The sequence below is a fragment of the Nocardia sp. GTS18 genome (genome assembly GCF_013839555.1).
In the GTDB taxonomy this organism is placed as follows: domain Bacteria; phylum Actinomycetota; class Actinomycetes; order Mycobacteriales; family Mycobacteriaceae; genus Nocardia; species Nocardia rosealba.
Genome location: NZ_JACBIU010000013.1, coordinates 43,365 through 69,823, shown reverse-complemented (window position 1 = coordinate 69,823; position 26,459 = coordinate 43,365). Strand labels below are relative to the sequence as shown.

The 26,459-nt window shown below is 68.0% G+C and carries 24 protein-coding genes; 11 read left to right on the top strand and 13 right to left on the bottom strand.

Going from position 1 to position 26,459, the window contains the following annotated elements:
• Positions 1 to 83: 83 nt before the first annotated feature.
• The 5 genes from HYG95_RS13900 to HYG95_RS13880 are packed head-to-tail and all read left to right on the top strand — an operon-like array spanning position 84 to position 5,715.
• Positions 84 to 1,877, top strand: a complete 1,794-nt coding sequence (locus HYG95_RS13900; RefSeq protein WP_181698375.1) for a nitrite/sulfite reductase — start codon at positions 84 to 86, stop codon at positions 1,875 to 1,877.
• A gap of 20 nt (positions 1,878 to 1,897) precedes the next feature.
• Positions 1,898 to 2,617 (top strand): phosphoadenylyl-sulfate reductase, encoded by a 720-nt coding sequence (locus HYG95_RS13895; RefSeq protein WP_067642387.1) that lies wholly within the window; start codon positions 1,898 to 1,900, stop codon positions 2,615 to 2,617.
• Complete coding sequence (gene cysD, locus HYG95_RS13890; RefSeq protein ID WP_255495317.1) at positions 2,614 to 3,573, top strand: sulfate adenylyltransferase subunit CysD; 960 nt, start codon at positions 2,614 to 2,616, stop codon at positions 3,571 to 3,573. Before HYG95_RS13895 ends, cysD begins: the two co-directional genes overlap by 4 nt.
• A 1-nt stretch (position 3,574) precedes the next feature.
• Complete coding sequence (locus HYG95_RS13885) at positions 3,575 to 4,870, top strand: sulfate adenylyltransferase subunit 1 (RefSeq protein ID WP_181698373.1); 1,296 nt, start codon at positions 3,575 to 3,577, stop codon at positions 4,868 to 4,870.
• The gene (locus HYG95_RS13880; RefSeq protein ID WP_181698372.1) at positions 4,870 to 5,715 is read left to right on the top strand and encodes a sirohydrochlorin chelatase; all 846 of its coding nucleotides are present in this window, start codon (positions 4,870 to 4,872) and stop codon (positions 5,713 to 5,715) included. The genes HYG95_RS13885 and HYG95_RS13880 overlap by 1 nt, the downstream gene beginning before the upstream one ends.
• Positions 5,716 to 6,048: 333 nt before the next feature.
• On the opposite strand, the gene HYG95_RS24515 is transcribed toward HYG95_RS13880, so the two are convergent.
• Positions 6,049 to 6,324, bottom strand: coding sequence for a hypothetical protein (locus tag HYG95_RS24515; RefSeq protein ID WP_220139417.1), 276 nt, complete (start codon positions 6,322 to 6,324; stop codon positions 6,049 to 6,051).
• 30 nt (positions 6,325 to 6,354) lie between these two features.
• On the opposite strand from HYG95_RS24515, the gene HYG95_RS13875 reads away from it, so the two are divergent.
• Both HYG95_RS13875 and HYG95_RS13870 read left to right on the top strand, forming a co-directional pair.
• On the top strand, positions 6,355 to 7,065 hold the full coding sequence (locus HYG95_RS13875; protein WP_220139416.1) for a DUF748 domain-containing protein: 711 nt from the start codon (positions 6,355 to 6,357) through the stop codon (positions 7,063 to 7,065).
• Positions 7,066 to 7,188: 123 nt separating this feature from the next.
• Positions 7,189 to 7,548: a hypothetical protein gene (locus HYG95_RS13870; RefSeq protein WP_181698371.1), complete on the top strand. Its 360-nt coding sequence runs from the start codon at positions 7,189 to 7,191 to the stop codon at positions 7,546 to 7,548.
• Here the strand turns inward: HYG95_RS13870 and HYG95_RS13865 are convergent.
• The gene (locus HYG95_RS13865; RefSeq protein WP_181698370.1) at positions 7,522 to 8,484 is read right to left on the bottom strand and encodes a YafY family protein; all 963 of its coding nucleotides are present in this window, start codon (positions 8,482 to 8,484) and stop codon (positions 7,522 to 7,524) included. The two genes, HYG95_RS13870 and HYG95_RS13865, sit on opposite strands and share 27 nt — an antisense overlap.
• Positions 8,485 to 8,576: 92 nt before the next feature.
• Here HYG95_RS13865 and HYG95_RS13860 point away from each other — a divergent pair, with 92 nt between their 5' ends.
• Positions 8,577 to 8,999 carry a VOC family protein gene (locus tag HYG95_RS13860; RefSeq protein ID WP_181698369.1) on the top strand — a complete coding sequence of 141 codons (423 nt, stop codon included), beginning with the start codon at positions 8,577 to 8,579 and terminating at the stop codon, positions 8,997 to 8,999.
• Between the two features lie 2 nt (positions 9,000 to 9,001).
• Here HYG95_RS13860 and HYG95_RS13855 read toward each other — a convergent pair whose 3' ends face one another.
• Positions 9,002 to 9,796, bottom strand: a complete 795-nt coding sequence (locus tag HYG95_RS13855) for an HAD family hydrolase (RefSeq protein ID WP_181698368.1) — start codon at positions 9,794 to 9,796, stop codon at positions 9,002 to 9,004.
• A gap of 838 nt (positions 9,797 to 10,634) precedes the next feature.
• On the bottom strand, positions 10,635 to 12,731 hold the full coding sequence (locus tag HYG95_RS13850; protein ID WP_181698367.1) for an Hsp70 family protein: 2,097 nt from the start codon (positions 12,729 to 12,731) through the stop codon (positions 10,635 to 10,637).
• A gap of 525 nt (positions 12,732 to 13,256) precedes the next feature.
• On the opposite strand from HYG95_RS13850, the gene HYG95_RS13845 reads away from it, so the two are divergent.
• The gene (locus tag HYG95_RS13845) at positions 13,257 to 14,018 is read left to right on the top strand and encodes an SDR family NAD(P)-dependent oxidoreductase (RefSeq protein ID WP_181698366.1); all 762 of its coding nucleotides are present in this window, start codon (positions 13,257 to 13,259) and stop codon (positions 14,016 to 14,018) included.
• 71 nt (positions 14,019 to 14,089) lie between these two features.
• Here the strand turns inward: HYG95_RS13845 and HYG95_RS13840 are convergent, their stop codons facing one another.
• From HYG95_RS13840 to HYG95_RS25155, 7 genes are all read right to left on the bottom strand, one after another.
• Complete coding sequence (locus HYG95_RS13840; RefSeq protein WP_181698365.1) at positions 14,090 to 15,682, bottom strand: FAD-dependent oxidoreductase; 1,593 nt, start codon at positions 15,680 to 15,682, stop codon at positions 14,090 to 14,092.
• Between the two features lie 12 nt (positions 15,683 to 15,694).
• Positions 15,695 to 16,708 carry a diiron oxygenase gene (locus HYG95_RS13835; RefSeq protein ID WP_370465790.1) on the bottom strand — a complete coding sequence of 338 codons (1,014 nt, stop codon included), beginning with the start codon at positions 16,706 to 16,708 and terminating at the stop codon, positions 15,695 to 15,697.
• Between the two features lie 306 nt (positions 16,709 to 17,014).
• Positions 17,015 to 18,010 (bottom strand): sulfate/molybdate ABC transporter ATP-binding protein, encoded by a 996-nt coding sequence (locus HYG95_RS13830; protein ID WP_181698364.1) that lies wholly within the window; start codon positions 18,008 to 18,010, stop codon positions 17,015 to 17,017.
• Positions 18,007 to 18,813, bottom strand: coding sequence for a sulfate ABC transporter permease subunit CysW (gene cysW, locus HYG95_RS13825; RefSeq protein WP_067642329.1), 807 nt, complete (start codon positions 18,811 to 18,813; stop codon positions 18,007 to 18,009). The genes HYG95_RS13830 and cysW overlap by 4 nt, the downstream gene beginning before the upstream one ends.
• Positions 18,810 to 19,709 (bottom strand): sulfate ABC transporter permease subunit CysT, encoded by a 900-nt coding sequence (gene cysT / locus HYG95_RS13820; RefSeq protein WP_370465789.1) that lies wholly within the window; start codon positions 19,707 to 19,709, stop codon positions 18,810 to 18,812. Before cysT ends, cysW begins: the two co-directional genes overlap by 4 nt.
• Positions 19,710 to 19,744: 35 nt before the next feature.
• A complete protein-coding gene (locus HYG95_RS13815; protein WP_181698363.1) occupies positions 19,745 to 20,794 on the bottom strand; it encodes a sulfate ABC transporter substrate-binding protein in 1,050 nt (349 codons plus the stop codon).
• A gap of 209 nt (positions 20,795 to 21,003) precedes the next feature.
• A complete protein-coding gene (locus tag HYG95_RS25155; protein WP_019045829.1) occupies positions 21,004 to 21,093 on the bottom strand; it encodes an Ms4533A family Cys-rich leader peptide in 90 nt (29 codons plus the stop codon).
• A 73-nt stretch (positions 21,094 to 21,166) separates the two neighbouring features.
• Here HYG95_RS25155 and HYG95_RS13810 point away from each other — a divergent pair, with 73 nt between their 5' ends.
• Positions 21,167 to 22,216, top strand: a complete 1,050-nt coding sequence (locus tag HYG95_RS13810) for a M48 family metallopeptidase (protein WP_181698362.1) — start codon at positions 21,167 to 21,169, stop codon at positions 22,214 to 22,216.
• 113 nt (positions 22,217 to 22,329) lie between these two features.
• Here the strand turns inward: HYG95_RS13810 and HYG95_RS13805 are convergent, their stop codons facing one another.
• Complete coding sequence (locus tag HYG95_RS13805) at positions 22,330 to 22,569, bottom strand: hypothetical protein (protein ID WP_181698361.1); 240 nt, start codon at positions 22,567 to 22,569, stop codon at positions 22,330 to 22,332.
• A gap of 96 nt (positions 22,570 to 22,665) precedes the next feature.
• Here HYG95_RS13805 and HYG95_RS13800 point away from each other — a divergent pair, with 96 nt between their 5' ends.
• On the top strand, positions 22,666 to 24,639 hold the full coding sequence (locus tag HYG95_RS13800; RefSeq protein ID WP_181698360.1) for a glycoside hydrolase family 15 protein: 1,974 nt from the start codon (positions 22,666 to 22,668) through the stop codon (positions 24,637 to 24,639).
• Here the strand turns inward: HYG95_RS13800 and HYG95_RS13795 are convergent.
• Positions 24,633 to 26,435: a GTPase gene (locus tag HYG95_RS13795; RefSeq protein ID WP_181698359.1), complete on the bottom strand. Its 1,803-nt coding sequence runs from the start codon at positions 26,433 to 26,435 to the stop codon at positions 24,633 to 24,635. The two genes, HYG95_RS13800 and HYG95_RS13795, sit on opposite strands and share 7 nt — an antisense overlap.
• Positions 26,436 to 26,459 lie beyond the last annotated feature (24 nt).

Below are 26,459 nucleotides of genomic sequence, written 5' to 3'. Positions count from 1 at the left end.
TCGGCCCGCTGACCACCTGACGCGAGCCAGCCCCTCGCGCCTTCAGCACGGATGTTCACCCACCCCCGCAGGAGCGACCCCACATGACGTCGAGCACCGACGCCGGTTCGACCGAACAGTCGACGGCGCAGGCCCGTCCCGAGCGCCCGGTCACCGAGCGCCGCGTCCGGCCCGACCGCCCGCGCCCCGAAGGCGCGGTCGCGCCGCGCGAGCGCACCGGCAAGCCGGTCCGCCGCCGCTCCGAAGGCCAGTGGGCCCTCGGTTACCGCGAACCGCTCAACCCGAACGAACAGTCCAAGAAGGACGACAACCCGCTCAATGTGCGGGCCAGGATCGAGAACATCTACGCCAAGGGCGGCTTCGATTCGATCGACAAAGCCGACCTGCGTGGCCGTTTCCGCTGGTGGGGTCTGTACACCCAGCGTGAAGAGGGCTACGACGGCACCTGGACCGACGACGACAACATCGATCTGCTCGAAGCCAAGTACTTCATGATGCGCGTGCGCTGCGACGGCGGCGCGCTCAATGCCGCCCAGCTGCGCACCATCGGCCAGATCTCCACCGAGTTCGGTCGCGACACCGCCGACCTGTCCGACCGCGAGAACGTCCAGTACCACTGGATCGAGGTCGAGAACGTCCCGGAGATCTGGCGGCGGCTGGAGTCGGTCGGTCTGCACACCACCGAGGCGTGCGGCGACTGCCCGCGCGTGATCCTCGGTTCGCCGCTGGCCGGTGAGTCGCTCGACGAGATCATCGACCCGACGCCCGCGATCGACGAGATCGTCAAGCGCTACATCGGGAAGAAGGAGTACTCCAACCTTCCCCGCAAGTTCAAGACCGCGATCTCGGGCCAGCAGGACGTGGTGCACGAGATCAACGACGTCGCGTTCGTCGGCGTGAACCATCCCGAGCACGGGCCCGGCCTCGATCTGTGGGTCGGCGGCGGTCTGTCGACCAACCCGATGCTGGCCAAGCGCGTCGGCGCGTGGGTGCCGCTCGACGAGGTTCCCGACGTCTGGGAAGCCGTGGTGTCGCTGTTCCGCGACTACGGCTACCGCCGCCTGCGCACCAAGGCGCGCCTGAAGTTCCTCATCAAGGACTGGGGCATCGAAAAGTTCCGCCAGGTGCTCGAGGACGAGTACCTGAAGCGCAAGCTGATCGACGGTCCCGCCCCGGAGCAGCCCGCCAAGCCGATCGACCACGTGGGCGTGCAGAAGCTGCGCAACGGCCTCAATGCCGTCGGCTTCTCCCCCATCGCCGGTCGCGTCTCGGGCACCATCCTGAGCCAGGTCGCCGACGCCGCCGAGAAGTACGGCTCGGACCGCATCCGGTTCACCCCGTACCAGAAGCTGATCGTCCTCGACATCGCCGACGACCAGGTCGACGCGCTGATCGACGAGCTGGAACCGCTGGGCCTGCAGGCACGTCCGTCGATCTGGCGGCGAAACCTGCTCGCGTGCAGCGGCATCGAGTTCTGCAAGCTGTCGTTCGTCGAGACCCGCAAGCGCTCGCAGGTGCTCGCCCCCGAGCTCGAGCAGCGCCTGGCCGACATCAACGCGCAGCTCGACGTGCCGATCACCATCAACATCAACGGCTGCCCGAACTCCTGCGGCCGGTCCCAGATCGCCGATATCGGCTTCAAGGGCCAGCTCGTCGACGACGGCAACGGGAATCAGGTCGAGGGCTTCCAGGTTCACCTGGGTGGCAGCCTCGGCCTGGACAGCGGGTTCGGCCGCAAGCTGCGCCAGCACAAGGTGACCAGTGTCGAGCTCGGCGACTACATCGAGCGAGTCGTGCGCAACTTCGTCAAGAACCGCGAAGACGGTGAACGTTTCGCGGTGTGGGCGGTTCGCGCCGACGAGGCCGACCTCCGTTAGTGGATGAGGAGATCTCAACTGTGACAACGAATCTCGCCGCCAAGCTGTCCGAAGACGAACTGCGCGCGCTCGCCGAACAGGGCGCGGCCGAACTGGGCCCCGACGCCTCGGCCGCCGACCTGATCGCCTGGACCGACCGCACTTTCGGCAACAACTACATCGTCGCCTCCAACATGCAGGACGGCGTGCTGGTGCACCTGGCCGCGCAGACCCGCCCCGGCGTCGACGTGCTGTTCCTCGACACCGGTTACCACTTCGCCGAGACCATCGGCACCCGTGACGCGGTCGAGGCCGTGTACGGGGTGAACGTGATCAACGTGCGCCCCGAGCACAGCGTCGCCGAACAGGACGAGCTGCTCGGCAAGGACCTGTTCGCCCGCGACGCCGCGGAATGCTGCCGGTTGCGCAAGGTCGTGCCGCTGAAGAAGTCCCTCGCGGGCTACAACGCGTGGGTCACCGGCATCCGCCGCGTGGAGGCACCCACCCGCGCCAACGCACCGCTGATCTCCTTCGACGAAGCCTTCGGCCTGGTGAAGATCAACCCGATCGCACCGTGGTCCGACGACGAGATGCAGGCCTACATCGAGGCCAACGGCATCCTCGTCAATCCCCTGGTGGAGGAGGGTTACCCGTCCATCGGCTGCGCACCGTGCACGCGCAAGCCCGAGCCGGGGTCCGATCCGCGCAGCGGCCGCTGGGCAGGCCTGGCCAAGACCGAATGCGGATTGCACCAATCATGACCATCACCACCACCGGGAGTGAGCCTGTGAGCACCAACACCACCGAACGCGACCTCGGCCTGACCGAGTTCGACACCCTCGCGGCGCTGGAATCCGAGGCGATCCACATTTTCCGTGAGGTCGCGGGCGAGTTCGAGCGGCCGGTGATCCTGTTCTCCGGCGGCAAGGACTCCACGGTGCTGCTGCACCTGGCGCTCAAGGCCTTCTGGCCCGCGCCGCTGCCGTTCGCGCTGCTGCACGTCGACACCGGGCACAACCTCGACGAGGTGCTCGAGTTCCGCGACAAGGTGGTGGACAAGTACGGGCTGCGCCTGCACGTGGCCTCGGTCGAGGAGTACCTGGCCGACGGTCGCCTCACCGAGCGCCCCGACGGCATCCGCAACCCGCTGCAGACCGTTCCGCTGCTCGACGCCATCACCGAACACCGCTTCGACGCGGTGTTCGGCGGTGGCCGTCGCGACGAGGAGCGTTCGCGTGCCAAGGAGCGGATCTTCTCGCTGCGCAACGCCTTCGGCCAGTGGGACCCGAAGCGTCAGCGTCCCGAGCTGTGGAACCTCTACAACGGCAAGCACGCGCCGGGTGAGCACGTGCGCGTGTTCCCGCTGAGCAACTGGACCGAGCTCGACATCTGGCGCTACATCGCCCGTGAGGACATCGACCTGGCCTCGATCTACTACGCCCACGAGCGCCCGGTGTACCAGCGCGACGGCATGTGGATGACCCCCGGCGTGTGGGGCGGCCCGAACGAGAACGAGGTCCTCGAGACCCGCTCCGTGCGCTACCGCACCGTCGGTGACGGTTCGACCACCGGCGCCATCATCTCCGACGCCGCCGACAACGAGGCCATCCTGGCCGAGGTCGCCGCGTCCCGGCTGACCGAGCGTGGTGCCACCCGCGGCGACGACCGCGTCTCCGAAGCCGCCATGGAAGACCGCAAGCGAGAGGGTTATTTCTGATATGTCCGACCTATTGAGGCTGGCCACCGCCGGTTCTGTCGACGACGGTAAGTCCACTCTGGTCGGACGGCTGCTCTATGACACGAAGTCCGTGCTGGCCGATCAGATCGATGCCGTGACTCGCGCCTCGGTGGACAAGGGTCTGTCGACCCCCGACCTGTCGCTGCTGGTCGACGGTCTGCGCGCCGAGCGTGAGCAGGGCATCACCATCGACGTGGCCTACCGCTACTTCGCCACGCCCAAGCGCTCGTTCGTGCTCGCCGATACTCCCGGCCACGTGCAGTACACCCGCAACACCGTGTCGGGCGCGTCCACCGCGCAGCTGGTGATCCTGCTGACCGACGCGCGCAAGGGCGTCATCGAGCAGACCCGTCGCCACGCCGCGGTGCTGGCGCTGCTCGGCGTGCCGAAGCTGGTGCTCGCGGTGAACAAGATCGACCTGGTCGACAATCCGGCCGAGGTGTTCGCCGAGATCTCCGCGGAGTTCAACTCGCTGACCTCGAAGCTGGGCTGGGCCGACGAGGACGTCCTCGAGATCCCGGTGTCGGCGCTGCACGGCGACAATATCGCCAGCCGCTCCGAGAACACCCCGTACTACGACGGTCCTTCGCTGATCGAGCACCTGGAATCGGTTCCGGTGGATGCGGATTCGACGGGGACGCACGCGCTGGGGCTGCGGTTCCCGGTGCAGTACGTGATCCGTCCGCGCACCGCCGAGTACCCCGATTACCGTGGGTACGCCGGTCAGATCGCCGCCGGTTCGGTGTCGCCCGGCGACGAGATCGTGGTGTTGCCCTCGGGTATTCGCACCACCGTCGAGCGCATCGATACCCCCGACGGTGAGCTGGCCGTCGCCCAGGTGGGACGCAGCGTGACCCTGATCCTCGCCGACGACGTCGACATCTCGCGCGGCGACATCATCGCCTCGGTGGGCGACGCGCCGGAACCGATCGACACCTTCGACGCCACCGTCTGCTGGCTGGGCGACAAGCCGCTGCGTCCCGGCGCGCGGCTGCTGCTCAAGCACGGCGCCAAGACCACGCAGGCGATCGTCGGCGCGCTGGTGGAGCGGTTCGACGAGCAGACGCTCACCGCGCAGCCGAGCCCGGAGACGTTGGAGCTCAACGACATCGGACGGGTGTCGCTGCGGCTGGCCGAGCCGATCCCGGCCGACGACTACCGCACCAACCGGCACACCGGTTCGTTCCTGCTGATCGATCCCGCCGGTGGCAACACCCTCGCGGCCGGCCTGGTCGGCGATGTGCTGACCTCGGTCGAGGTCGGTACCACGGTCTGATGACACGCTCGCTCGTCCCGCCGCGCGGTACCGTTCCGGTGCCGCGCGGCGGAGGCGGGCCCGCGTTGATCGCGGTGGCCCACGGCAGCCGTGATCCGCGTTCGGCGACGACGATGGCGGCGGTGGTCGCCTCCGTCGCCGCTTCCCGGCCGGATCTGACGGTCCGGTTGGCTTTTCTCGACCTCAGCGCGCCCTCGCTCGACCAGGTGGTCGACGAGCTCGCCGCCCTCGGGCATCGCGATGTGATCGTTGTTCCGTTGTTGCTGGGCAATGCTTTTCACGCGCGAGTCGATCTGCCCGCCCTCTTGGCGGCATCCGCGAGCAGGCATCCGCTGGTGCGGCTGACCCAGACCGAGGTGCTCGGCGCGGATTCGCGGTTGATCGCGGCGTTGGCGGACCGGGTCGCCGTTGCGGCGGGTTTCCCAGTGCCCGAGCCTGTTTCGCTTTCCCGGCAGTTTATGCCCGCGGCCTCAGCGTCCGAAAGCGGTCCTGCCGCCGTCGGGGTGGCGGTTGCCGCTGTCGGATCTCGGGACGAGTCGGCGAATCGCCGGACCGCCGCCGTGGCTCGACGGCTCGCATCGACGACCGGACTTCGCACCGAAATGTGCTTCGCGACAGTCGAACCCAGCATCAAGGTGGCGGTCGAGCGGTTGCGCGCGCGCGGTGTCGAACAGGTCGTCGTCGCTCCGTGGTTCCTCGCGCCGGGGCTGCTCACCGATCGCCTGCTCCACCACGCGCCGCTTCTCGTGCACGCCGATGTCATCGGCCCGCACCCCGCGCTCACCGAGGTGATCTGGTCCCGCTACGACGCGGCGATCGCGACAGACCTCGAACTCTCCGCCTGACGAATCCCGCCGGCGCACCGCCGAGGATCTGGTCGCGCCCGCTTCCCGCGCCGATCTTCGGCGCACAGAATCCGCAGACGCCTCCGGGCGCCTTTCCTGCGCATAGCTCGCGCCCTCGACGTCTCGCCTGCATCTCCCGAAATGCTCCCGAAGTCAGCTGCGCTAGTGCGCCAGATCACACTCTGATCCCTTTACCGCATACCCCTAGGGGGTATAGATTCGTGTCAACGCACCAGGGATCAGAGAGGCAAGACAATGACCATCAACTCCCACACCGCACACAACACGAACGCTCTCGACACCACTCCCGAAAGTGCTGCGGCACAACGCACCTCACACCTTGGCGCGCACGGCGAACACGCCGCCCACACCGCCCACGGCCATGCCGAACACGGCACTCAGGCGCAGCAGGAATCGCACGCGGGACACGGGCACAGCGCACATGCGGCGCAGGCAGCCCATGCGGATCACGTCGACCATGCAGCACACGGCGGCCGCGACAGCCAGGCCGCGCACGAGGATCACGGAGCGCATTCCGGCCATGTGGGTCATGGCACCGGCGACGCAGTCGCAGTACAGCAGGGGAATCATGCCGGTCACGGTGACCACGGCGCGCACGCTGCCGGACTCCCCGGCGGGTTGCAGATCACCCAGGACGGCTACACCCTCGACCTGGAGACCACCGTGGCCCAACCGGGCGTGATCGACTTCCGGTTCCGGATTCTCGGCCCCGACGGGACCGCGGTGACCGAGTTCGATCCCATCCACGATCGCGAACTGCACCTGATCGTGGCGCGGCGCGAGCTCACCGGGTTCTGGCATGTGCATCCGCGCCGGGAGGCCGACGGCACCTGGACGATCCAGCTGGAACTGCCGGAGGCGGGCGCCTACCGGGTGTTCACCGATATCGCGCCGCGCGCTCTCGGCCGCACCATCACCCTCGGAGCGGACCTCGCCCTCGCCGGTCACTATGCGCCGCAACAGGTTCCGGCGGCTAATCGCAGCACGGAGGTCGACGGGTACACCGTGACCGTCGACGGTGAATTGCGCGCCGAGGGCGATCTGCTCACCCTCACGGTACGCAAGGATGGTGCGCCGGTCACCGATCTGCAGCCCTACCTGGCGGCTTTCGGTCACCTGGTGATCCTGCGGGCGGGCGACCTCGCCTACGTCCACGTGCACCCCAACGGCGAACCCGGCGACGGCATCACACCTTCCGGACCCGAAATCTCCTTCCACACAGCCGTTCCCGGACCGGGCACCTACCGCCTGTTCCTCGACTTCAAGCACGACGACACGGTGCGGACCGCAGCTTTCACCCTCACCACCGCCACCGCACAGCACCACTGAGATACTTCAACGCCCGGCGCGCGACATTCCGCGCCGGGCGAACCGTCGTCTCACCTCGTGCACCGGTCCCGCATGGGACGACGGCCTTGACATCAACCGCGCTCGAGGTTTCACGATGACCTCATGAGCATCCTGTTTCACAACACCATGCGGATCACCGAAGGGCACACCGAGGAATTCAGCGAGGCGGTTCGGCGGGCGGTGTCCTTCGTCCGAGAGCACGGACCGCAGCTGATGGTGCAGGTCTTTCTCGATGCCGAGGCAGGGCTGGCGCACAGCTTCCAGCTCTATCCGGACTCCGAAGCGGTTCTCGCGCACTGGCAGATGTCGGACCCGTACATCCAGGACGTGATGGCGCACTGCACCATCGAGTCGTTCGAGACCTTCGGGGAGATGTCGGACGCGGTGCTCGAGGGATTGCGGTCGGGCCCGGTCGGAGCGGTGACCGTGCGACCGCTATTGACCGGGTTCACCAGGTTGTGAACTGTTGGCGCGCACCAGTTCCGCACCGATAGCCGCCAATTCGGCTTTCACCTCGGCGGGGCCGAGCACCTCCACATCGCCCGCCCAGCCCGCGAGCTGGCGGGCGACCATCTTGGGGGTGTCGGCGGTGATCTCGGCCAGCACCCGGCCGTCGTCGGTGCTGCCGACCAGGGCGCAGTTGCGGCCCTGCTGATCGGCGAGGATGGGAGCCAGGCGCTCCGACACCGCAACGCGGGCGGCGACGGCCGAGCGGCGTTGCTCCATTCGGTTGACCACCCGGGACCACTCTGCGTGCAGGTCGAAGTCGGCTGGTCGCTCGGCGGGTTCGTCGAGAACGGTCACCGCGCCGATGCGGTCGAGACGGAAGGTGCGCTGCCCTCGCTCGGTGCCCGCGAGGAGGTACCAGATCGTCTCCTTCTCGACCAGGCCCCACGGGTCGACGGTGCGCATCGTGCGCTGCCCCGCCCGCGTGTATTCGATGCGGACACGTCGTCGATCGACCACGGCACGCTGCAACGTGTCGAGCACGGCGGGTGGTTGCGGGTCGGGCCTTCCCCAGCGCGCCGGGTCGACGACCACCGCGTCGGCGGCCGCCGCGGCGTCGGCACGGAAGGTCTGCGGCAAGGCCCGGACCAGTTTGCGCAAGGCCGACTTCACCTCGGGAGCCGCGGCGGCCGCCGGTCCCGCGAGCAGGAACAGCGCCCTGGTCTCCCCCGCCGTGAGTCCGGACAGGTCGGTGCGCGCGCCACCGATCAGCGACCACCCGCCCCCGCGTCCGGCTTGCGGATACACCGGAATGCCCGCCGCCGAGAGAGCCTCCAGGTCGCGGCGAGCCGTCGCCACCGACACCTCGAGTTCGGTGGCGACCTCGGCCGCCGTCACCCGGCCTCGCGCCTGCATGAACAACAGGGTCGCTACCAATCGGTCCGCTCGCATACTCACGATTCTGCCGAAGAAAGTGCTCATTCGGTGAGCACTTTGGCTGGCAGAGTTCAGGGAAACACCAGCACACCAACCCAGGAGCAGACATGTTGCGCGGAATGGCCACCACCACCTACTACGCCGACGACCTCACCGCCGCCAAGGACTGGTACACCGAGTTCCTCGGCCTGGCACCGTATTACGAGGTGCCGGGCGGTTACTACGAGTTCCGGCTCGGCCCGGGGCAGGACGAGCTCGGCATCATCAACCGGGCCTACGCCCCGGCCGGTGCCCGTAATGCGCCCGGTGGCGGCGGAATCGTGTACTGGCACGTCGACGATCTCGCCGCCACCCGCGCTCGGCTCCTCGAACTCGGCGCCACCGAGTACGAACCCGTCACCGAACACGGCGACGGAGCGGGTTTCACGACGGCGTCGGTCCTCGATCCCTTCGGCAATGTCCTCGGCATCATGTACAACCCGCACTTCGTGGCGATGACGGCCGCACGGGAGGCGGCGCTGAACTCCTGAGCTCAGAACCAGCGCTCGAGGACGGTGGCGACACCGTCCTCGGTGACGTGACCGGTGACCTCGTCGGCCATGGCGAGCACGTCGTCGGGTGAGCCCGTCATGGCGACCGAATGTGCCGCCCAGCGCAGCATTTCGCGATCGTTGAAGCCGTCGCCGATGGCGAGAGTCGCCGATGCGTCGACGCCGAGGGCGCACCGGAGGCGTTCCAGCGCCCAGCCTTTCGACACGCCACGACGTGAGACGGTGAGCCACGGCCCGAATTCACCGTGGACCCACGATGTTTCGGGCACCACGAGACTGTCGAGCTGACGCACCATCTCCGCGACGTCGCCACCGGGCCACCACCCGTTGAGACGGGGTGTGGGTTCGCTGCTGAGCACGTGGTGGTCGACGAGCTGGAAATCGCCGATCGAGTACTCCCCAGGGCTGTGACCCGTTGCCCAGATGCCGACGCCGACCCGCTCGGCGGCGAAGATCATCTCGGGGAACAGCGCTCGCAACGCGCCGACAGCGGGTGCCGGGTCGAACAGTTCCACCGCGACGGGTTCACCACGTGCCACGTCGATCTGCACCGCACCGTTCGAACACAGCGCGTGCCCTTCGATGAGCCCGAGTTCGCGCAACACCGGCCGGGTGGTGAGCACGGTCCGCCCGGTCGTAACCACCACATGCGATCCCGCGGCCACTGCCGCCCGCACTGCCGCGACCACCCGCCCGCTGATGGGGCACCCGGACTCCAGCAAAGTCCCGTCGATATCGAGCGCGATCAGCTTCGGCGCTCCCCCGAGTGCAGCCATCCACCCATTCTGCCCGCCGCCACCCCGATCCGCCCTGGAATTCACAGCCCTTGACGCCCCCTTGCTCCAGCCCGCGCAGCCGAATCTTCTCTACCCCATGGCCTCTCAGCGGTCCGGGGTGCGCGACCAACGGTAGATCCGGCAGCACCTAGCGGAACCCGGACGCGGATCCGTGCAGTGTCGGATCACCTGGATGCTCGGTCCAGCAGATTTCCGATAGGGCCGCAGGTGTCGGTGTGCGTGGAGGGTGCGAATGGTCTCCGAGCGCACCACTTTGCAGCCCAAGGACTTTCAATCGGTGGTCACCCAGACCGAGGACACTCCGCCGCCGGTCGATGCCTGCCGCCGCCCGACGTAATGCCTGCCGCCGCTCGAGGTCTGCCACCGCTCGACGAAATGCCTGTCACCCCTCGGCGTCCGCCGCCGCCCGACAAAATGCGCTCCGCCGCTCGGCAACTACCGCCGCCCAACGAAAAGACCACCGCCGCTCAGCATCTGCCGCCGCCCGACGAAAAACCGCGCCACCGCTCCGCGTCTGCCGCCGCCCGACAAAATGCGCTCCGCCGCTCGGCAACTACCGCCGCCCGACGAAAAGACCACCGCCGCTCAGCATCTGCCGCCGCCCGACGAAAAACCGCGCCACCGCTCCGCGTCTGCCGCCACCCGACAAAATGCGCTCCGCCGCTCGGCATCTGCCACCCCCCGACGAAAAGCTCCGCCACCGCTCGGCATCTGCCACCCCGACAAAATGCGCTCCGCCGCTCGGCATCTGCCGCCACCCAACGAAAGGACCACCGCCGCTGAGCGTCTGCCGCCGCCCGACGTACTGGCTTCGACCTCAGCGGCGCGAACCGCCGCCGTCTCCACCGCCGTCGCCGCCGGACGAGCCACCGGAGTCGCTGCCGCCGGAGGTGCCACCTGAAGTCGAGCCGCCTGAGGTACCACCCGAGGTCGACCCACCCGAGGTACCACCCGAAGTCGAACCACCCGACGTGCCACCCGAGGTCGAGCCATCGGATGTGGAGCCACCGGAAGTTCCGCCCGAGGTGGACCCGCCGGAGCTGTCGCCGGACGTACCCCCGGTGCCGGCGCCGCCGGAGTCACCACCCGAGACGCCGCCCGTGGAGCCGCCGACGTCCGAACCGCCGGAAGTCCCACCCGATGTTCCGCCGGCAGTTCCACCCGACGCGCCACCGGATGTCCCGCCGGAGACCCCGCCCGACGTGCCGCCGGTCGACGCACCCGAATCTGTGCCGCCGGTGCCACCCGGATAACCGCCGGACGTGCCGCCGGATGGGATGCCGCCGGTACCACCGGGGTTGTACGGGTTGTCGGAAGTCCCCGCACCGCTGCCGATTCCGTCGGACACGCCGATATCGATGCCACCCGTGGCGGGCGGTGAGATGTCGGGAACACCGACGCCGGGCGCCGGGAGGGAGGTGTCACCGGGAACGCTCGGGAATCCGGCGGAGGGAATTCCGGAATTCGGCGATCCCGCCGAGGGGACACCGGCGATCGGATCGGGGTCGGTGATGGGGCCCGGACCAGGGTTGGTGATGGGGCCGGGGTCCTTCGGCAGCTCGGCGGAAGGCTTGTCGAACGGCAGCGGGTTGACGAAGTGGGCGGGGTCCCCGTAGGACGTGCGGGCCGGGACCGGGGAACGGCAGTCGCCACCGCCGGGCCGGAACCGTTCGCCACCATCGGAATCCGCCTGCGATGCCCCACGCTCGGGTGCACCCGACGCCGCACCGACGATCATCTCGTACGCGGTGCGCGCGGCCGCGCTGACGACGCGCACCTTGCCGGTGACCGGGTCGATCGTGTTGACAAGTCCCGTGGTCTGGGCGGCGAGCAGGTCGGCGCTCATGTCGTAGAGCAGGGCGTCGGCGGGAGCGCCGAGGGCGGGGAACCGTTCGAGGACGGGTGTCAGCCCCGGATCGAACGGGCTGCCGAACACCGTCATCGCCGACATCGCGAGCGCGGAAACCACGGCGGCGCTGGAGAAGACGGCCACGTGCGGCGCCGAGTTGCCGCTCTGCTGAGCCGGTGCGAAGGTGCGGGCGGCCAGGGCGGCCGCACCAGCCGCGACGACCTGAGCGGGATCGGCGACGGTCACCAGTGGGACGCCGAGCTCGGCGAGGGTGCGCGCCACCTCCGGCGGCCGTGTGGCCCCGCCCACGAGCAGGATGCGGGAGATGTCGGCCAGTCGCAGACCCGCGGCGGCGACAGTCTTGCTGACCAGCGGGAAGGTGTCGCGAATGTGTTCGGCACGCAGGCTGTCGGTGTTCACCATCGAGGTGAGTGTCGCCGTGGCGCGGCCGTTGCGTGACTCGACGGCATACCGGGCGACCATCTCGCCCAGTGGCTTTCCGCCGAAGTCGGTCGACCGCGCGGGTGTGCCGACCATCGGGTGGTGCGGCCAGTCGGGACCGACGCGCAGCACGGTCAGGTCGAGGCTGTTGGCGCCCAGGTCGTAGACGAGTACGAAACCCGGTCCGAGCGGGCCGTGTTCGACCTCGAGCCATTCGGCGGCGGCCACCGGTTCGGGCGCGAGCAGCACCTGACCGGCACCCGCCAGGTGTAATGCCTGACCGAGCAGGGCGACCTGCTTCTCGGTGTAGGTGGCCGGGTAGGTGAGCACCACCCCGGCGGCCGGCTCGGCCAGTTCGATGAGCCCCGTGGCGACGGCGGCGATCAGGTTGGTGGCGGAGTAGAAACGCCCCGCGATCACCATCGGCTCCGGTTCGCGGCTCAGGTCCGCGAAATCCGTGATCGCCGAGGCGAATTCGTTGATCGCGCCGATGCGGGGGCGGCCCGCTTCGTCGAATGTGAGGGCGGTACGGCGTGTGCGTACCGTCGGCTTGGCCGGATCCTCGGCGACAACCGCCGAAATCGCATTGACCGTGCCGATGCTCAAACCCAGACCTCTGGTCATTGTTTTGCTATCCCGTCAACGCACCGTGACCACGTCCAGCACGCGAGCGCACTCATGTGGCCGCGGTCGTCTTCCAAACAGCTCGCCTAGATTAACGGCAACATGGCCGAATTGCTGTGAGATTGATACCCGACACTCCACCTTGGATGCAAGAGGGCGCATATTCGCAGGTAGGACACCATGAGGTCGACCGTCCAGTCCCCTGAACGTCCGCGCGAGCGCTTACAGACTCCGAGAAGCAGCTACCCGAGAGTAATCGCCCGGAGTCGATCGAAAATACATTCTTTCGGTTTGTTATCACGGCTACGACAGTAATTACCGACCGGTAATCAATTCATTTACTGCGAGTTCGCATACACGTGCCGGAAAAACCAAAGGCTGGATTTGTATAACCCCCGGAAAGCGTGACATGTCAACGCAACGGCCGAAACCCGCCAGCACGCACCGCTGTCCGACGGTTGACTCGAAGTCCGGGAGGCCGATCCACACGGACTCCGAAACATCAAGGGAGAGAAGGTACTACGCATGTCCACTCGTTTCGCCGACCAGGTCGTCCTCGTCACCGGCGCCAGCTCCGGCGTCGGCAAGGCGGTGGCGCTGCGGGTCGCGGCCGAGGGTGCGGCCGTCGTACTCGGCGCCCGTGGCAAGGACCAGGGCGAGCAGGTCGCCGAGCAGATCCGGGCCGAGGGCGGGCGCGCACTGTTCGTGCCGACCGACGTCACCGTCGACGCCGATGTCGAGCGGCTCACCCAGGCCGCGCTCACCGAGTACGGCAGGCTCGACGCCGCCTTCAACAACGCGGGCGCGGTGAACGCCTTCGGGCCGGTCGCCGAGATCGGCGACGACGCCTGGCGCGCCGACCTGGAGCTGAACCTCACCGGCGTGTTCTATGGGCTGCGGCACCAGGTTCCCGCGATCATCGCCTCCGGCGGAGGCGCCATCCTGAACAACGCCTCCAACCTCGGCGTGGTCGGAATGGCCTCGGTGGCGCCCTATGTGGCGGCCAAGCACGGCGTGGTCGGGCTGACCAAGTCGGTGGCGCTGGAAACCGCGGCTGCCGGTGTACGGGTGAACGCGCTGGTCTCCGGCGCCGTCGACACCCCGGCGTTCCGCGCGTCGATGGGCGCCACTCCCGAAGGGGAGGCGGCGATCGCGGCGCTGCACCCGATCGGGCGTATCGCGCAGCCCGCCGAGATCGCGGCGCTGTGCGCGTTCCTGCTCAGTGCCGAGGCATCGTTCGTCACGGGCGCCGCGGTGACCGTCGACGGTGGCTTCACCGCACAGTGAGCACCGCTCGGTGAGAACGACGAAGGCCCGCTACACCGCGCAGTCGGTGTAGCGGGCCTTCGGCTGTTCGCTCAGCCGCGAGCGAGCAGGCGCTTGATGCCGCCACTCGCCGCGCGCGGTGCCGCGGCCCCACCGGCCACCGCCTGCGGACGACGCGAACGCACCAGCTTGTCGAACTCGCCCGCATCACGTGCCGGGTCACGCAGCGCGCCCCGGTTGAAGTCGTCGGCGAGCTGCTGCACGGTTTCCTGTGCACAGGACTTGTTGGTGCCGATGAACCCGGTGGGACCACGCTTGATCCAGCCGGTCACATACGTTCCCGACACGACATCGCCGCCGGGAGCGTCGAGCACCCGGCCCGCCTCGTTCGGGATCACGCCGCGCGCGTCGTCGAACGGCAGGTCCTTGGTCGGCACGCCTCGATAACCCACCGAGGTGAGCACGACGCCCGCTTCCAGGAGTTCGGTGTCGCCGGTCGGCACCGCGCTGGTGCGACCTTCGGCATCGGTGACCAGCTCGTTGCGCTCGACCCGCACGCCGGTCACCGTCTCGGCACCGAGGATCTCCACGGGCGAGGACAGATACCGGAACACGATGCGCTTGCGGTCACCGAACGGGCGCTGCGCCACGCTGTGCAGCAGACGCAGTTTCTGCTCCACCTTGTAGGGCAGATCCGGGGTCACCGGGGGCAGCTCGCCCTCGATCGCGATGTCGATATCGGCGGCCAGCAGGCCCACGAACTCGGGCACCGTGAACGCCGACTCGGCCGGACCACGGCGGCCGAGCACGACCACCTCTTCGATCTTGCTCTCGCGCAACGCCTTCAAGGCGTAGGGCGCGATGTCGGTATCGGCGAGGGTGGCCGGGTCGACGGTCAGGATGCGGGCCACGTCGAGGGCGACGTTGCCGTTGCCCACGATCACGACGCGCTTCTGGTTCAGATCGAACTGATCCTCGGCATGGTCGGGGTGACCGTTGTACCAGGCGACGAAGTCGGTGGCCGACACGTTGCCGGGCAGCCCCTCACCGGGGATGTTCAGCTTGCGATCCGCCGACGCGCCGACCGCGTAGATCACCGCGTGGAAGTGCTCGAGCAGTTCGGCGTGGCTGATGTGCGTGCCGATCTCGACATCGAGGTAGGTGCCGAAGTCGTCCTGCTTCGACATCACGTCGAACAGGTCGGCCACCTTGCGGGTGCGCTTGTGGTCGGGCGCGACGCCGAGGCGGGCCAGGCCGTAGGCCTGCGGCAACCGGTCGAACATGGTCACCGCCACCCGGGGCTGGGTGAGCAGCTCGTCGGCGGCGTACATCGCCGACGGTCCCGACCCGACGATGGCCACCCGCAGCGGCGAGCGCTCGGTGTCGATGGCGGGCGGCATCACCGGGGCGGCCAGCGTGGGACGCGAGCGCTGTACCCGGTAGAAGTCGGCGTTGATCTCGATGAAGGGCTTCTGCTCTTCGGTGAGTTTCTTCGAGGAGGTGATCGCGTCGACCGGGCACGCGGTGGCACAGGCGCCGCAGTCCACACACGCGGCCGGGTCGACGTAGAGCATCTCCGCCGTACGGAAGTCCGGCTCATCCGGAGTCGGATGAATGCAGTTCACCGGGCATGCGTAGACGCACGAGGCGTCGCTACAGCACGACTGGGTTACAACGTAGGGCATCTATTTATCGTCTCAGGCGGCGTGCTTCGCGGAGCGCTTGGGCTCGGAACGGTAGCGGCTCGACGGACCATCGATGCCGAGCAGCTTCCAGACCTTCTTGGCGACCGGGTTCATCAGACCGATCTCCTCGGCCAGGGCGCGCACGTCGATGAAGTAGTCCGCGAAGACCTGCTTGGCCTCCTTGGAGCCGTAGAACAGTTCCTTGCGGACCGCCTTGGGCATCTCGAACTGCTTGAAGAAGGTCTTCGGCGGGGTCGCGATGGCACGGCCCAGCACGAACATGACGATCGGCATGGCGATCGACAGCACGAACTTGTTGACCGCGGGCTGCGCGGGCACGTTCTTCTTCAGGAACTCGTGGGCGAAGGAGATGTGGCGAGCTTCCTCGGCCACGTGGATCGCCATCACGCCGCGCATGATCGGGTGGATGTCGTCACCCGAGCGCAGGATGTCCTTCTGGATGTGGTCGATCGGCTCTTCGCCGGCGAGCACGGCCATGAAGAAGAAGTTGGGGAACAGCGCACCGGCCGGGGCGGCCAGGTGGCGCAGCTGACGCACGAGCGGGTTCATGCCCGGCACGTCGGCGACGCGGTTCACCATCTCCTGGAACATCAGGGTGTGGTTGTGCTCTTCGATCATCTCGTGCGAGCAGTACCGGAATTCCGGATCGTTGTTCTTCAGATTGAAGATGTGCTGCATCATGCCGATGATCAGGATGGCCTCGAACTGCAGGCCGACCTTGGCGACATTGGCCTGGCGAACCTTGCCGATGGCGATCTTCTCGTCCAGCGGCAGGGCCTGGTACCAGGGGTGGCGACCGATCGGGTCGGCGGAGGTGACAAGCACCCAGCGCTCCGGCTTGTAGTCCGGATCGAATTCGGGGTTGTCCCAGTCGATGTCCTCGAACGGGTCGAAGTGGCGATTCACCGAAGCCTCGGACAGCATCAGCAACTTCTCGGCGTACGCCTGAGCCTCCGCGACTACAGGATCGACGTCAGGGTTGGTGGGCGCAGACATCGTCGTCACTGCCTCTCCTCAAGGGACGTTTACTGTTTCCAATAGTTACACCTACGAGTGGTCACGTCAACTCCGCGAACCCCTGGAATCCGGCCGGCGCACGCGTCGACGCGGCGGCTGGACAAGCTACTCACCAGTAAAAACGCCCCTACCTGTGACACCGTGTCATGCACAGTCCGTGAGCCCGCACGGTGAGATCGGGAAAATTCTTCGCGGAGGGGCGTGTCGCGGGACCGGCGGTACCGACTACCTGCGGCGATCCACGCAAGACCAAAGGCCCCGCGACAACTGTCGCGGGGCCTTCGCCTTGGTGATTCAGGAGTGCGGCAGGTCCGGAATCCGGGTGGCGCGGGCATAGACGGTCTCGCCCTCGTTGAGCCGGAGGGCGGCCGCGTCACCGCGCGTCACCTGCGCGGCGAACTGATCGCCGGTCGCAGCGTTGCGCAGCTCGAGGCGAACCTCGAAACCCAGCCGGACGATGCGTTCCACGGTGGCCCGGGTGACCCCGGCCGACTCGGCGGTGCCCTCGTGCTCGGCCAGCGCCATGCTCGGATCGCGCCCGATGCGGATGTCGTGCGGACGGACCAGGTGACCGTTGAGCCGGGCGACCGCGCCGAGGAACGACATCACGAACTCGTTGGCGGGCCGGTCGTAGACCTCCTCGGGCGAACCGACCTGCTCGATGCGGCCCTTGTTCATCACCGCGATCCGGTCGGCGACGTCGAGGGCTTCCTCCTGGTCGTGGGTGACCAGCACGGTGGTCACGTGGACCTCGTCGTGCAGCCTGCGCAGCCACTGACGCAGATCGGTGCGCACCTTGGCATCGAGCGCGCCGAACGGCTCGTCGAGCAACAGCACCTGCGGGTCGACGGCCAGTGCGCGGGCCAGTGCCATGCGCTGACGCTGACCACCCGAGAGCTGCGCCGGATACCGGTGCTGGAAACCGTCGAGGCCGACGATGCCGAGCAGCTCGTCGACGCGCTTGTCGATCTCCTTCTTGGGCCGCTTGCGGATGGTCAGCCCGAAGGCGACGTTGTCGCGCACGGTCATGTGCTTGAACGCGGCGTAGTGCTGGAACACGAAGCCGATGTCGCGCTTCTGCGGCGGCACGTGGGTGACGTCGTTGCCCGCGATCACCACGACGCCCGAATCCAGATTCTCCAGGCCGGCGATCGAACGCAGCAGGGTGGACTTGCCCGAACCGGACGGGCCGAGCAGGGCGGTCAGCTCGCCGGAGGGGATGTCGATGCTGACGTCGTCGAGAGCGGCGAAGGAACCGTAGTTCTTGCGCGCGTTGGTCACGGTGATCATTCGGTGCCCCGCTTGCGTTCGAGAAGAGTCATCAGGAGGAGTACGACCAGCGCCATGCCCATCAGGAGGGTGGCCGCGCTGTAGGCGCCGAAGGTGTTGTGGTCGTTGATGTAGCGGCCGTGCACCAGCAGGGTCAGCGTCTGGGATTCGCCGGGCAGCGCGGTGGAGACCATGATGACCGCACCGAATTCGCCGAGCGCGCGGGCGACGGTGAGCACGACGCCGTAGGTCAGGCCCCAGCGGATGGCGGGCAGTGTGATGCGCCAGAACGTCTGCCAGCGCGACGCGCCGAGCGTGGCGGCCGCCTGTTCTTGATCGTCGCCGATCTCGTGCAGCACCGGCTCCACCTCACGCACCACGAACGGCAGCGTGACGAAGATGGTGGCGATGACCATGCCGGGCAGGCTGAAGATGACCTTGAAACCGAGCGTCTCCAGCCCGCCGAACCAGCCACCGGCGCCCCAGAGCAGGATCAGCGACACACCGACGACCACCGGCGACACCGCGAACGGCAGGTCGACGATGCCCTGCACCAGGCTGCGCCCGGGGAACTTGCTGCGCACCAGCGCCAGCGCGGTGACCACACCGAACACCACGTTCAGCGGAACGACGATGGCGACGATGATCATCGACAGCTGGAACGCCGACTGCGCGGCGGGCGTGGTGATCGACTCGAGGAACGCCCCGATCCCCCGCTCGAACGTGCGCCACAGGATGATGACCAGCGGCAGCACCAGCAGCACGGCCAGGTAGCCGAGCGCGACGGTACGCAACGACAGCCGGGTGAACGCGGAGAGTCTCATCGGGCCGCCTCTTCCTTGCGCGCGGACCGTTCGGCCAGCAGTCGCAGCACGAGCAGGCTGACGAACGAGATCACCAGCAGCGCCACCGACACCGCGGCCGCGTTGATCGGCCGGTCGACCTCGATCTGCTGCTGGATGTACTGCGAGGTCATCTGGGTCTCGCGCGGGATGTTGCCGCCGATCAGCACCACGGACCCGTACTCGCCGATCGCCCTGGCGAAGGCGAGGCCACCACCGGAGATGATCGCGGGTGCGAGGGTGGGCAGCACGATCCGCCGGAAGGTGATCCAGTTGCTCGCGCCGAGCGACAGCGCGGCCTGCTCGACCTCCTTGTCGACCTCGATGAGCACCGGCTGCACCGAACGCACCACGAACGGCAGCGTCACGAAGGCGAGCGCGACCACGAGGCCCGGCTGGGAGGCGTTGAGATGGATGTCGATCGGGCTGTTCGGGCCGTAGAGCGAGAGCAGCACGATCGAGGCGACGATCGTCGGCAGCGCGAACGGCAGATCGATCAGCGCGTTGACGATCCCCTTGCCGGGGAATTCGTCGCGTACGAGCACCCAGGCGATGAGGGTGCCCATCAGCACGTTGATGACGGCGACGATCACCGAGACGCCGATGGTCACCTTCAGCGAGTCGAGTGCGGCGGGCGCGGTGACCGCGTCCCAGAATCCGCCCCAGCCGTCCTCGAACGAGCTGACCGTGAGCGCCGCGAGCGGCAGCAGCACGATGACGCTGAGCCACAGCACAGCCACACCGATGCCGACCGGGCCGACCGATCCGGTCACGCGCAGCCACGGCAAGCGGCGGCCTGCCGGGCGTTTTTCGGGTTTCGTGGCACCGCCGGGATCGGGGGTTGCCCCGGTCCCGGCGTGCCCACTGCTGTCAGTCACAGTTGTCCAGTATCGCGTGTGCGCTGGGTCACGGCCTACTTGGTGGCCTGGTCGTAGATGACCGCGACCTTGCCGGTGCCCTGGGCGAACAGCTCCTTGTCGACCGTCTTCCAGCCGCCGAGGTCGTCGATGGTCCAGAGCTTGGCTGGCTGCGGGAAGTCGTCGGCGAACTCGGCCGCGACCTTCGGGTCGACCGGACGGAAGCCTGCCTCGGCCCAGGCCTTCTGACCGGCCGGGGTGAACAGGAAGTCACGGAAGGCCAGCGCCTTGGCCTGGTTCTTGGCGTTCTTGAGCACCGCGACCGGGTTCTCGATCTTGAAAGTGACCGGCGGGTTGACGTGCTCCACCGGGTCGCCGTTGCGCTCGGAGAAGATGGCCTCGTTCTCGTAGCTCAGCAGCACGTCACCGGTGCCCTGCAGGAAGGTCTCGGTGGCTTCGCGGCCCGACTTGGGCTGCACCTTCACGTGTTCGGGCGAGATCAGCTGCGTCAGGTAGTCCAGGCCCGCCTGCGGGTTCTTGCCGCCGTCGCTCTTGGCAGCGTAGGGCGCGAGCAGGTTCCACTTGGCCGAACCGGAGCTGAACGGGTTGGGGGTGACCACCTCGACGCCCGGCTTCACCAGGTCGTCCCAGTCCTTGATGCCCTTGGGGTTGCCCTTGCGCACCACCAGGGTCACCACCGAGCCGAACGGGATGCCCTTGCTCGCGTCGGCGTTCCAGTTCGACTCGACCAGACCCGCGTCGACCAGGCGGGTGATGTCGGGCTCGACCGAGAAGTTCACGATGTCGGCCTCGGCGCCGTCCTTGACCTTGCGCGACTGGTCACCCGAGGCACCGTAGGACGGGCGGATGGCGACGCCCTTGCCCGCCTCGGTCTTGTTGAACTCGGGCACGACCTTGTCGAAGCCCGGCTTGGGCACGGCGTAGGCGTAGAGGTTGATGGTGCCCGCGCTGCCGTCGGCGGCCGAGTCGCCGCCGGTGGAGTCGCTGGCGCCACCGCCGCAGGCCGACAGAGTGAGGGCAGCCACAGCGGTGAGGGCGACAGCGGCGACGCGACGGCGCGAGCCGAATCGGGTGATGCGAGACATCGGGGTGAACCTTTCGGAAAAAGCCGACCGGACAACGGTTTTCGTTGGCGCGGGTTGATGCTTGTCGATCGGTAGACCTACCGGGCGAACAGTGCCGGGCAGTTGGCGCGACTCGGGCTCCAGGCCCCCGGAGTGACGGACGACACCTGCGAAAGGAAAGCGCGCGCCAGTCTACTGGGAGGAAACGCGCAGGAGTGTCCGGTGGCCGATCAACGACAGAGGATATCGGCGACAGCGAGGTTGCCGACAGCGATCAACGCCAGTTCATGGCGGATCTGCGGAGCGACACTCGATGACACAGGCGAACTGTAGCAGATTTGTGCATGATGGTTCGAATCGACGAGAGTTCAACAACGAGGGGGGATTTCAGCCATGACCATGGCTCCTGACCGGGTACGGACCAGTTTTCCGGAGATCAGCACACGCACCTGGGAGCACCCGGCCGACCGCACCGCGCTGGTGACCCTGCGGTCGCTGAGCGGGTTCGACACCGTGCTGCGCGCGCTGTCGAGTCTGCTGCGGGAACGTCAGCACCGGTTGCTCTACCTGGCCACCGCGGTACGGGTCGACGATCGCCAGTTCCGCACCCTGCACCAGTTGCGCGCCGACTGTGTCGGCGTGCTCGACGCGCAGGTCACCCCGGAGATGTTCGTGCTGCAGGACCCGTCGGTGAACGCCTTCACCATCGGGATGGACAAGCCGTTCATCGTGCTCACCACCGGCCTGCTCGAGCTGATGGACACCGAGGAGCTGCGGTTCGTCATCGGGCACGAACTCGGGCACGCGCTGTCCGGGCACGCCGTGTACCGCACGATGCTGATGCATTTGATGCGGTTGTCGGCCTCGGTGGGCTGGATGCCGGTGGGTGGCTGGGCGCTGCGCGCGATCGTCGCGGCGCTGATGGAGTGGAGCCGCAAGTCCGAACTGTCCGGCGACCGCGCGGGGCTGCTGTGCTGTCAGGACGTGGACGCCTCGGTTCGTGTGCACATGAAGACGGCGGGTGGCGCCTGGCTGAAGGAGATGAACCACGGCGCCTTCCTCGACCAGGCCGACGACTACCTGCGTTCGGGTGACCTGCGCGACGGGGTGCTCAAGCTGCTCAACCTGGAGTTGCAGTCGCATCCGTTCTCGGTGCTGCGCGCGGCCGAACTGCGCCGCTGGATCCAGTCCGGCGAATACGACCGGGTGCTCTCGGGCACTTATCCCCGACGCGAGCAGGATCGCAACGCGCGCATCAGCGACGAGGTGAAGGAGGCGGCCCGCCACTATCGCGAGTCGTTCGACCAGTCCGAGGACATGCTGGTGCGCACCGTGCGGGATCTGGGGCGCGATGTGGGATCGGCGGTGAACACCGTCGGCCAGGAAGTCGGCCGTACCGTCGCCGACCTGGGCAAACGTTTCGACGACTGGCGAAAGAACTGATCCGGACGACCGGTGTGCGCTATTCGCGCGCGCCGGTCACCTGGTGAAGAACCAGGCGATGACGACCAGGACGAGCAGGGCGACGAGGGCGAGCTGAACGCGCGAACGTGGCATCAGCGGGCCCCGCTGCCGACCGTCGGGCGCGCCGGAGCGGGCGCCGGGACAGGCGCGAGCTCGGGACAGTCGTCGCGGCCGAGCGCACGGAAGATCGCACGCAGGGCGCGGTCGAGGCCGTAGGCGATGGCGAAGCTGATCGGGACCATGCCGACCAGCACGACGAGGAATTGGGGAATGAACGGCAGCCCGGCCACCCACAGTTCGAAGCCGTCCCACCATCCTGCGATCCGTTGCACGACGACCACCCTAGTCGGTCGTCGTGAACACCCCTCACGACCGGGCGGTTTATTCGGTGCGGTGGACGCGGGCCGACATCGCACAGATCATGGGGTATGCCCTCTTCTCACGAAGACAGCCTGCCGATTCTGACGCCGGTGCTCTCGAGTGGTCGACGAGGCGCCTTCCCACCGATCGACGACTACGCCTTTCTGTCCGACTGTGAGACCAACTGCCTGATCGCCAGCAGCGGCTCGGTGGAGTGGATGTGTGTGCCGCGGCCGGACTCGCCGAGCGTGTTCGGCGCGGTCCTCGATCGTGCCGCCGGCCATTTCCGGATCGGCCCGTACGGCGTGCACGTGCCCGCCGCGCGGCGTTATCTGCCGGGCGGGATGATCCTGGAGACGACCTGGCAGACCGAGACCGGCTGGATGATCGTGCGCGACGCGCTGGTCCTCGGCCCGTGGCACAACACCACCTCGCGTTCGCGCAGCTTCCGCCGCACCCCGATGGACTGGGACGCCGAACACATCCTGCTGCGGACGGTGAAGTGTGTGAGCGGCACGGTGGAACTGGAGATGAGCTGCGAGCCGTCGTTCGACTACCACCGCGACGGTGCGCGCTGGGAGTACACCGGCAAGGTGTACGAGCAGGCCACCGCGTCGTGCGCCGCCGACGACACCTGCCCGAGCCTGACACTCACCACCGATCTGCGGCTCGGGTTGGAGGGCCGCGAGGCGCGGGCGCGAACCAGGCTCAGCGAGGGCGACAACAGATTCGTCGCGCTCACCTGGTCGGAACTGCCCGCGCCCGCCACCTTCGACGAGGCGGCCGACAAGATGTGGACCACGGCCGAATGCTGGCGGCGCTGGATCACCCTCGGCGATTTCCCCGACCACCCGTGGCGCAACTATCTGCAGCGCAGCGCACTGACCCTCAAGGGCCTCACCTACGCCCCCACCGGCGCACTGCTCGCCGCGCCGACCACGTCGCTGCCGGAAACACCTGGTGGCGAACGCAATTGGGACTACCGCTACACCTGGGTGCGTGACTCGAGTTTCGCGCTGTGGGGCTTGTACACCCTCGGTCTCGACCACGAGGCCGACGACTTCTTCAACTTCCTCAACGACGTGACCACCGGCGACAACGGCGACGCCGTCCCCCTGCAGGTGCTCTACGGTATCGGCGGCGAACGCCACCTCACCGAGGAAACGTTGCCCGAGCTGTCGGGTTACGACTACTCCCAGCCGGTCCGTATCGGCAACGCCGCCTACGACCAGGACCAGCACGACATCTGGGGCACCATGCTCGACGCGGTGTACCTGCACATGAAATCGCGCCAGCAGGTGCCGGACTCGTTGTGGCCCATGCTCGAACGCACGGTCAACGCGGCGATCAACCACTGGCGTGAACCCGATCGCGGCATCTGGGAGGTACGCGGCGAACCGCAGCATTTCACCGCGTCGAAAGTGATGTGCTGGGTGGCGCTCGACCGTGGCGCCCGGCTGGCGCAGCTGCACGGCAAACACACCCATGCGACGCGCTGGTTCGAGATCGCCGAGGAGATCCGCGAGGACGTCCTTGCCCACGGCGTCGATGCCGACGGGGTGTTCACGCAGACCTACGGCGGCACCACCCTCGACGCCTCCCTGCTGCTGATCGTGCTCACCCGGTTCCTGCCCGCCGAGGACCCGCGCGTGCGGGCAACGGTGCTTGCCATCGCCGACCGGCTCACCGTGTCCGGGCTGGTCCTGCGCTACGACACCGACACCACCGACGACGGATTGTCCGGCGAGGAGGGCACTTTCACGATCTGCTCGTTCTGGCTGGTGTCGGCGCTGGTGGAGATCGGTGAGCTCGAACGCGCCACCCACCTGTGCGAACGGCTGCTCGGCTTGGCCAGTCCGCTCCGGCTCTACGCCGAGGAGATCGACCCGCGCACGGGCAGGCACCTGGGCAACTACCCGCAGGCGTTCACCCACCTGGCTCTCATCAACGCGGTGACCCACGTGATCCGGGCCGAGGACTCACGCCAGGCCGGACAGTTCCAGCCCGCGCACAGCCCGGCGCATCACCAGGCGAGTCAGTAGGCGAGTTTCTCGGCGCGTGCCCGCAGGGCGGCCACCGTGCGCAGTCCCGCGTCGATCTCGGTGAGGCGCAGCTCGCGGTGGTCGCCGTAGCGCAGCCCGGTCTCCTCGGCGGCGCGCAATGCCTCCTCGGCGGTGCGCGACACCTCGGCGGCGATCTCGGTGTAGTGGTCGCGCAGCACCCGCTGCAGCGTGCGCAACCGGTTGCGGGACTCCTTGCCCACCTGGAAGATCACGTCGTCGGCGAGCCGGGCGACGGCCACCTTGGCCTCGGCCTGCCTGCGCTGCTTGCGGTTTCGCCGGTCGTCCCACAGCGCGTTCACACCGAGCAGCACACCCGCGCCCGCCGAGTACCAGTTCACCAGCGACATACCGAGCAGGCTGGTGGCGAGACCCACCATCAGGATGCCGCCGTAGGAGCCACGCAGGGCGGACAGGAACTGCTGTCCCACACCGGCTTTGGCGCTCTCCAACGGTTCCAGCGGCTGCACCGGTTCGAGCACCTCGCCCGGATTGGTGAGCCGCAGTTCCGGCAGCGGCGGGGTGCGGTTGTCGGGCGGGAATTTCGCGGCCACCTGCTCGGACAGCTCGACGGCACGGTAGTGCGCCATCACGAAGTTCTCCTCGACCGCCTCACAGATCCGCGCGTCGAGTTCGGTGGCGAAATCGGCCCACTTGCGAGCCGGGTCGATCCGCGAGATCTCGGCCTCGGCCTCCCGGACCAGGCTGCGCAGGCGATGACGCAGGTCGTGTTCGATATCGGCGCCGAGTTCGGCGCTGCCGTCGACCAGGGTGACCTGCCAGGTGGCGGTGCGCTGCCGCAGCTGATCGGCTTCGGTGCGGGCGGCGGCCAAGCGCTGCGTGATCTCGGCGCGGCGGCGCGGGTCGCGCAGGGTGTCGGCCTCGGCGCGCAGGGTGACGGTGAGCTGATCGGTGACCAGCGCGATATCCCGCACCGCCGCCGTCACCGCGACCGAATCGGCGCGGGCGACCACGAATTCGCGCAGGTGATCGATGAGCTGGGGCACCCCGGATTCGATATCGCGCTGCTGGTCACGGGTCTCGCCCGCTTGGCGGTGCAGCACCGCCGACACGGGGGCGACGGCGAAGTTCAGGCCCGCCTCGTCGAGCAGGGCCCGGTTGCGGCGCTGGGTGAGCGACCAGTGCGGGTTGCGATCGATCTTGGTGAGCACACACACCACCGACGGGCAGACCCGTTCGACGCGGCGCAGGTAGTCCAGCTGGGCCGGGGTGAGTTCGGCGGCCGAATCGGTGGCGTAGAGGACCACGTCGGCGGCGGCGATCATCGACCAGGCCGCCTTGTCGTGGGTGGTCGAGCCCGGTGCGTCCATCACCACGAGACCGTCGGCGAGCAGGGGACTCGGTTCGGCGAATTCGGCGCGCACGACGCCGAGCGAGATCAGCGCCGGGCCGGGGTCGAGCGGGTCCACCGGCACGCGTTCCATCCGGCCGCGCGGGTCCGACTTCACCAGCGTCGCGGTCGGTGTCCGGCCGTATTCGACGATCACCGGCACACTCGGCTTGCCGTCGGTGGCGCTGACCGGGGTGCCGACCATGCTGTTGACCAGGGTGCTCATCCCGGCACCCGGTTCGCCGACGACGACCATGCGCACCCGGGGATCGGTGAGCCTTGCCCGCACCATGCCGAGGCGGGCATCGAGGTCGTCGCGCCCGCCGGAGCGGACCAGGTCCCGCAATTCGTCGACGAGCGAGACCACCGGTGCCATCGCGTCCGGGTGCTTCACCGTCGCGGTCTGCAGTCCGGTCGCGGCAGACAACCTGTTCCTCACTCTCGTTGCATG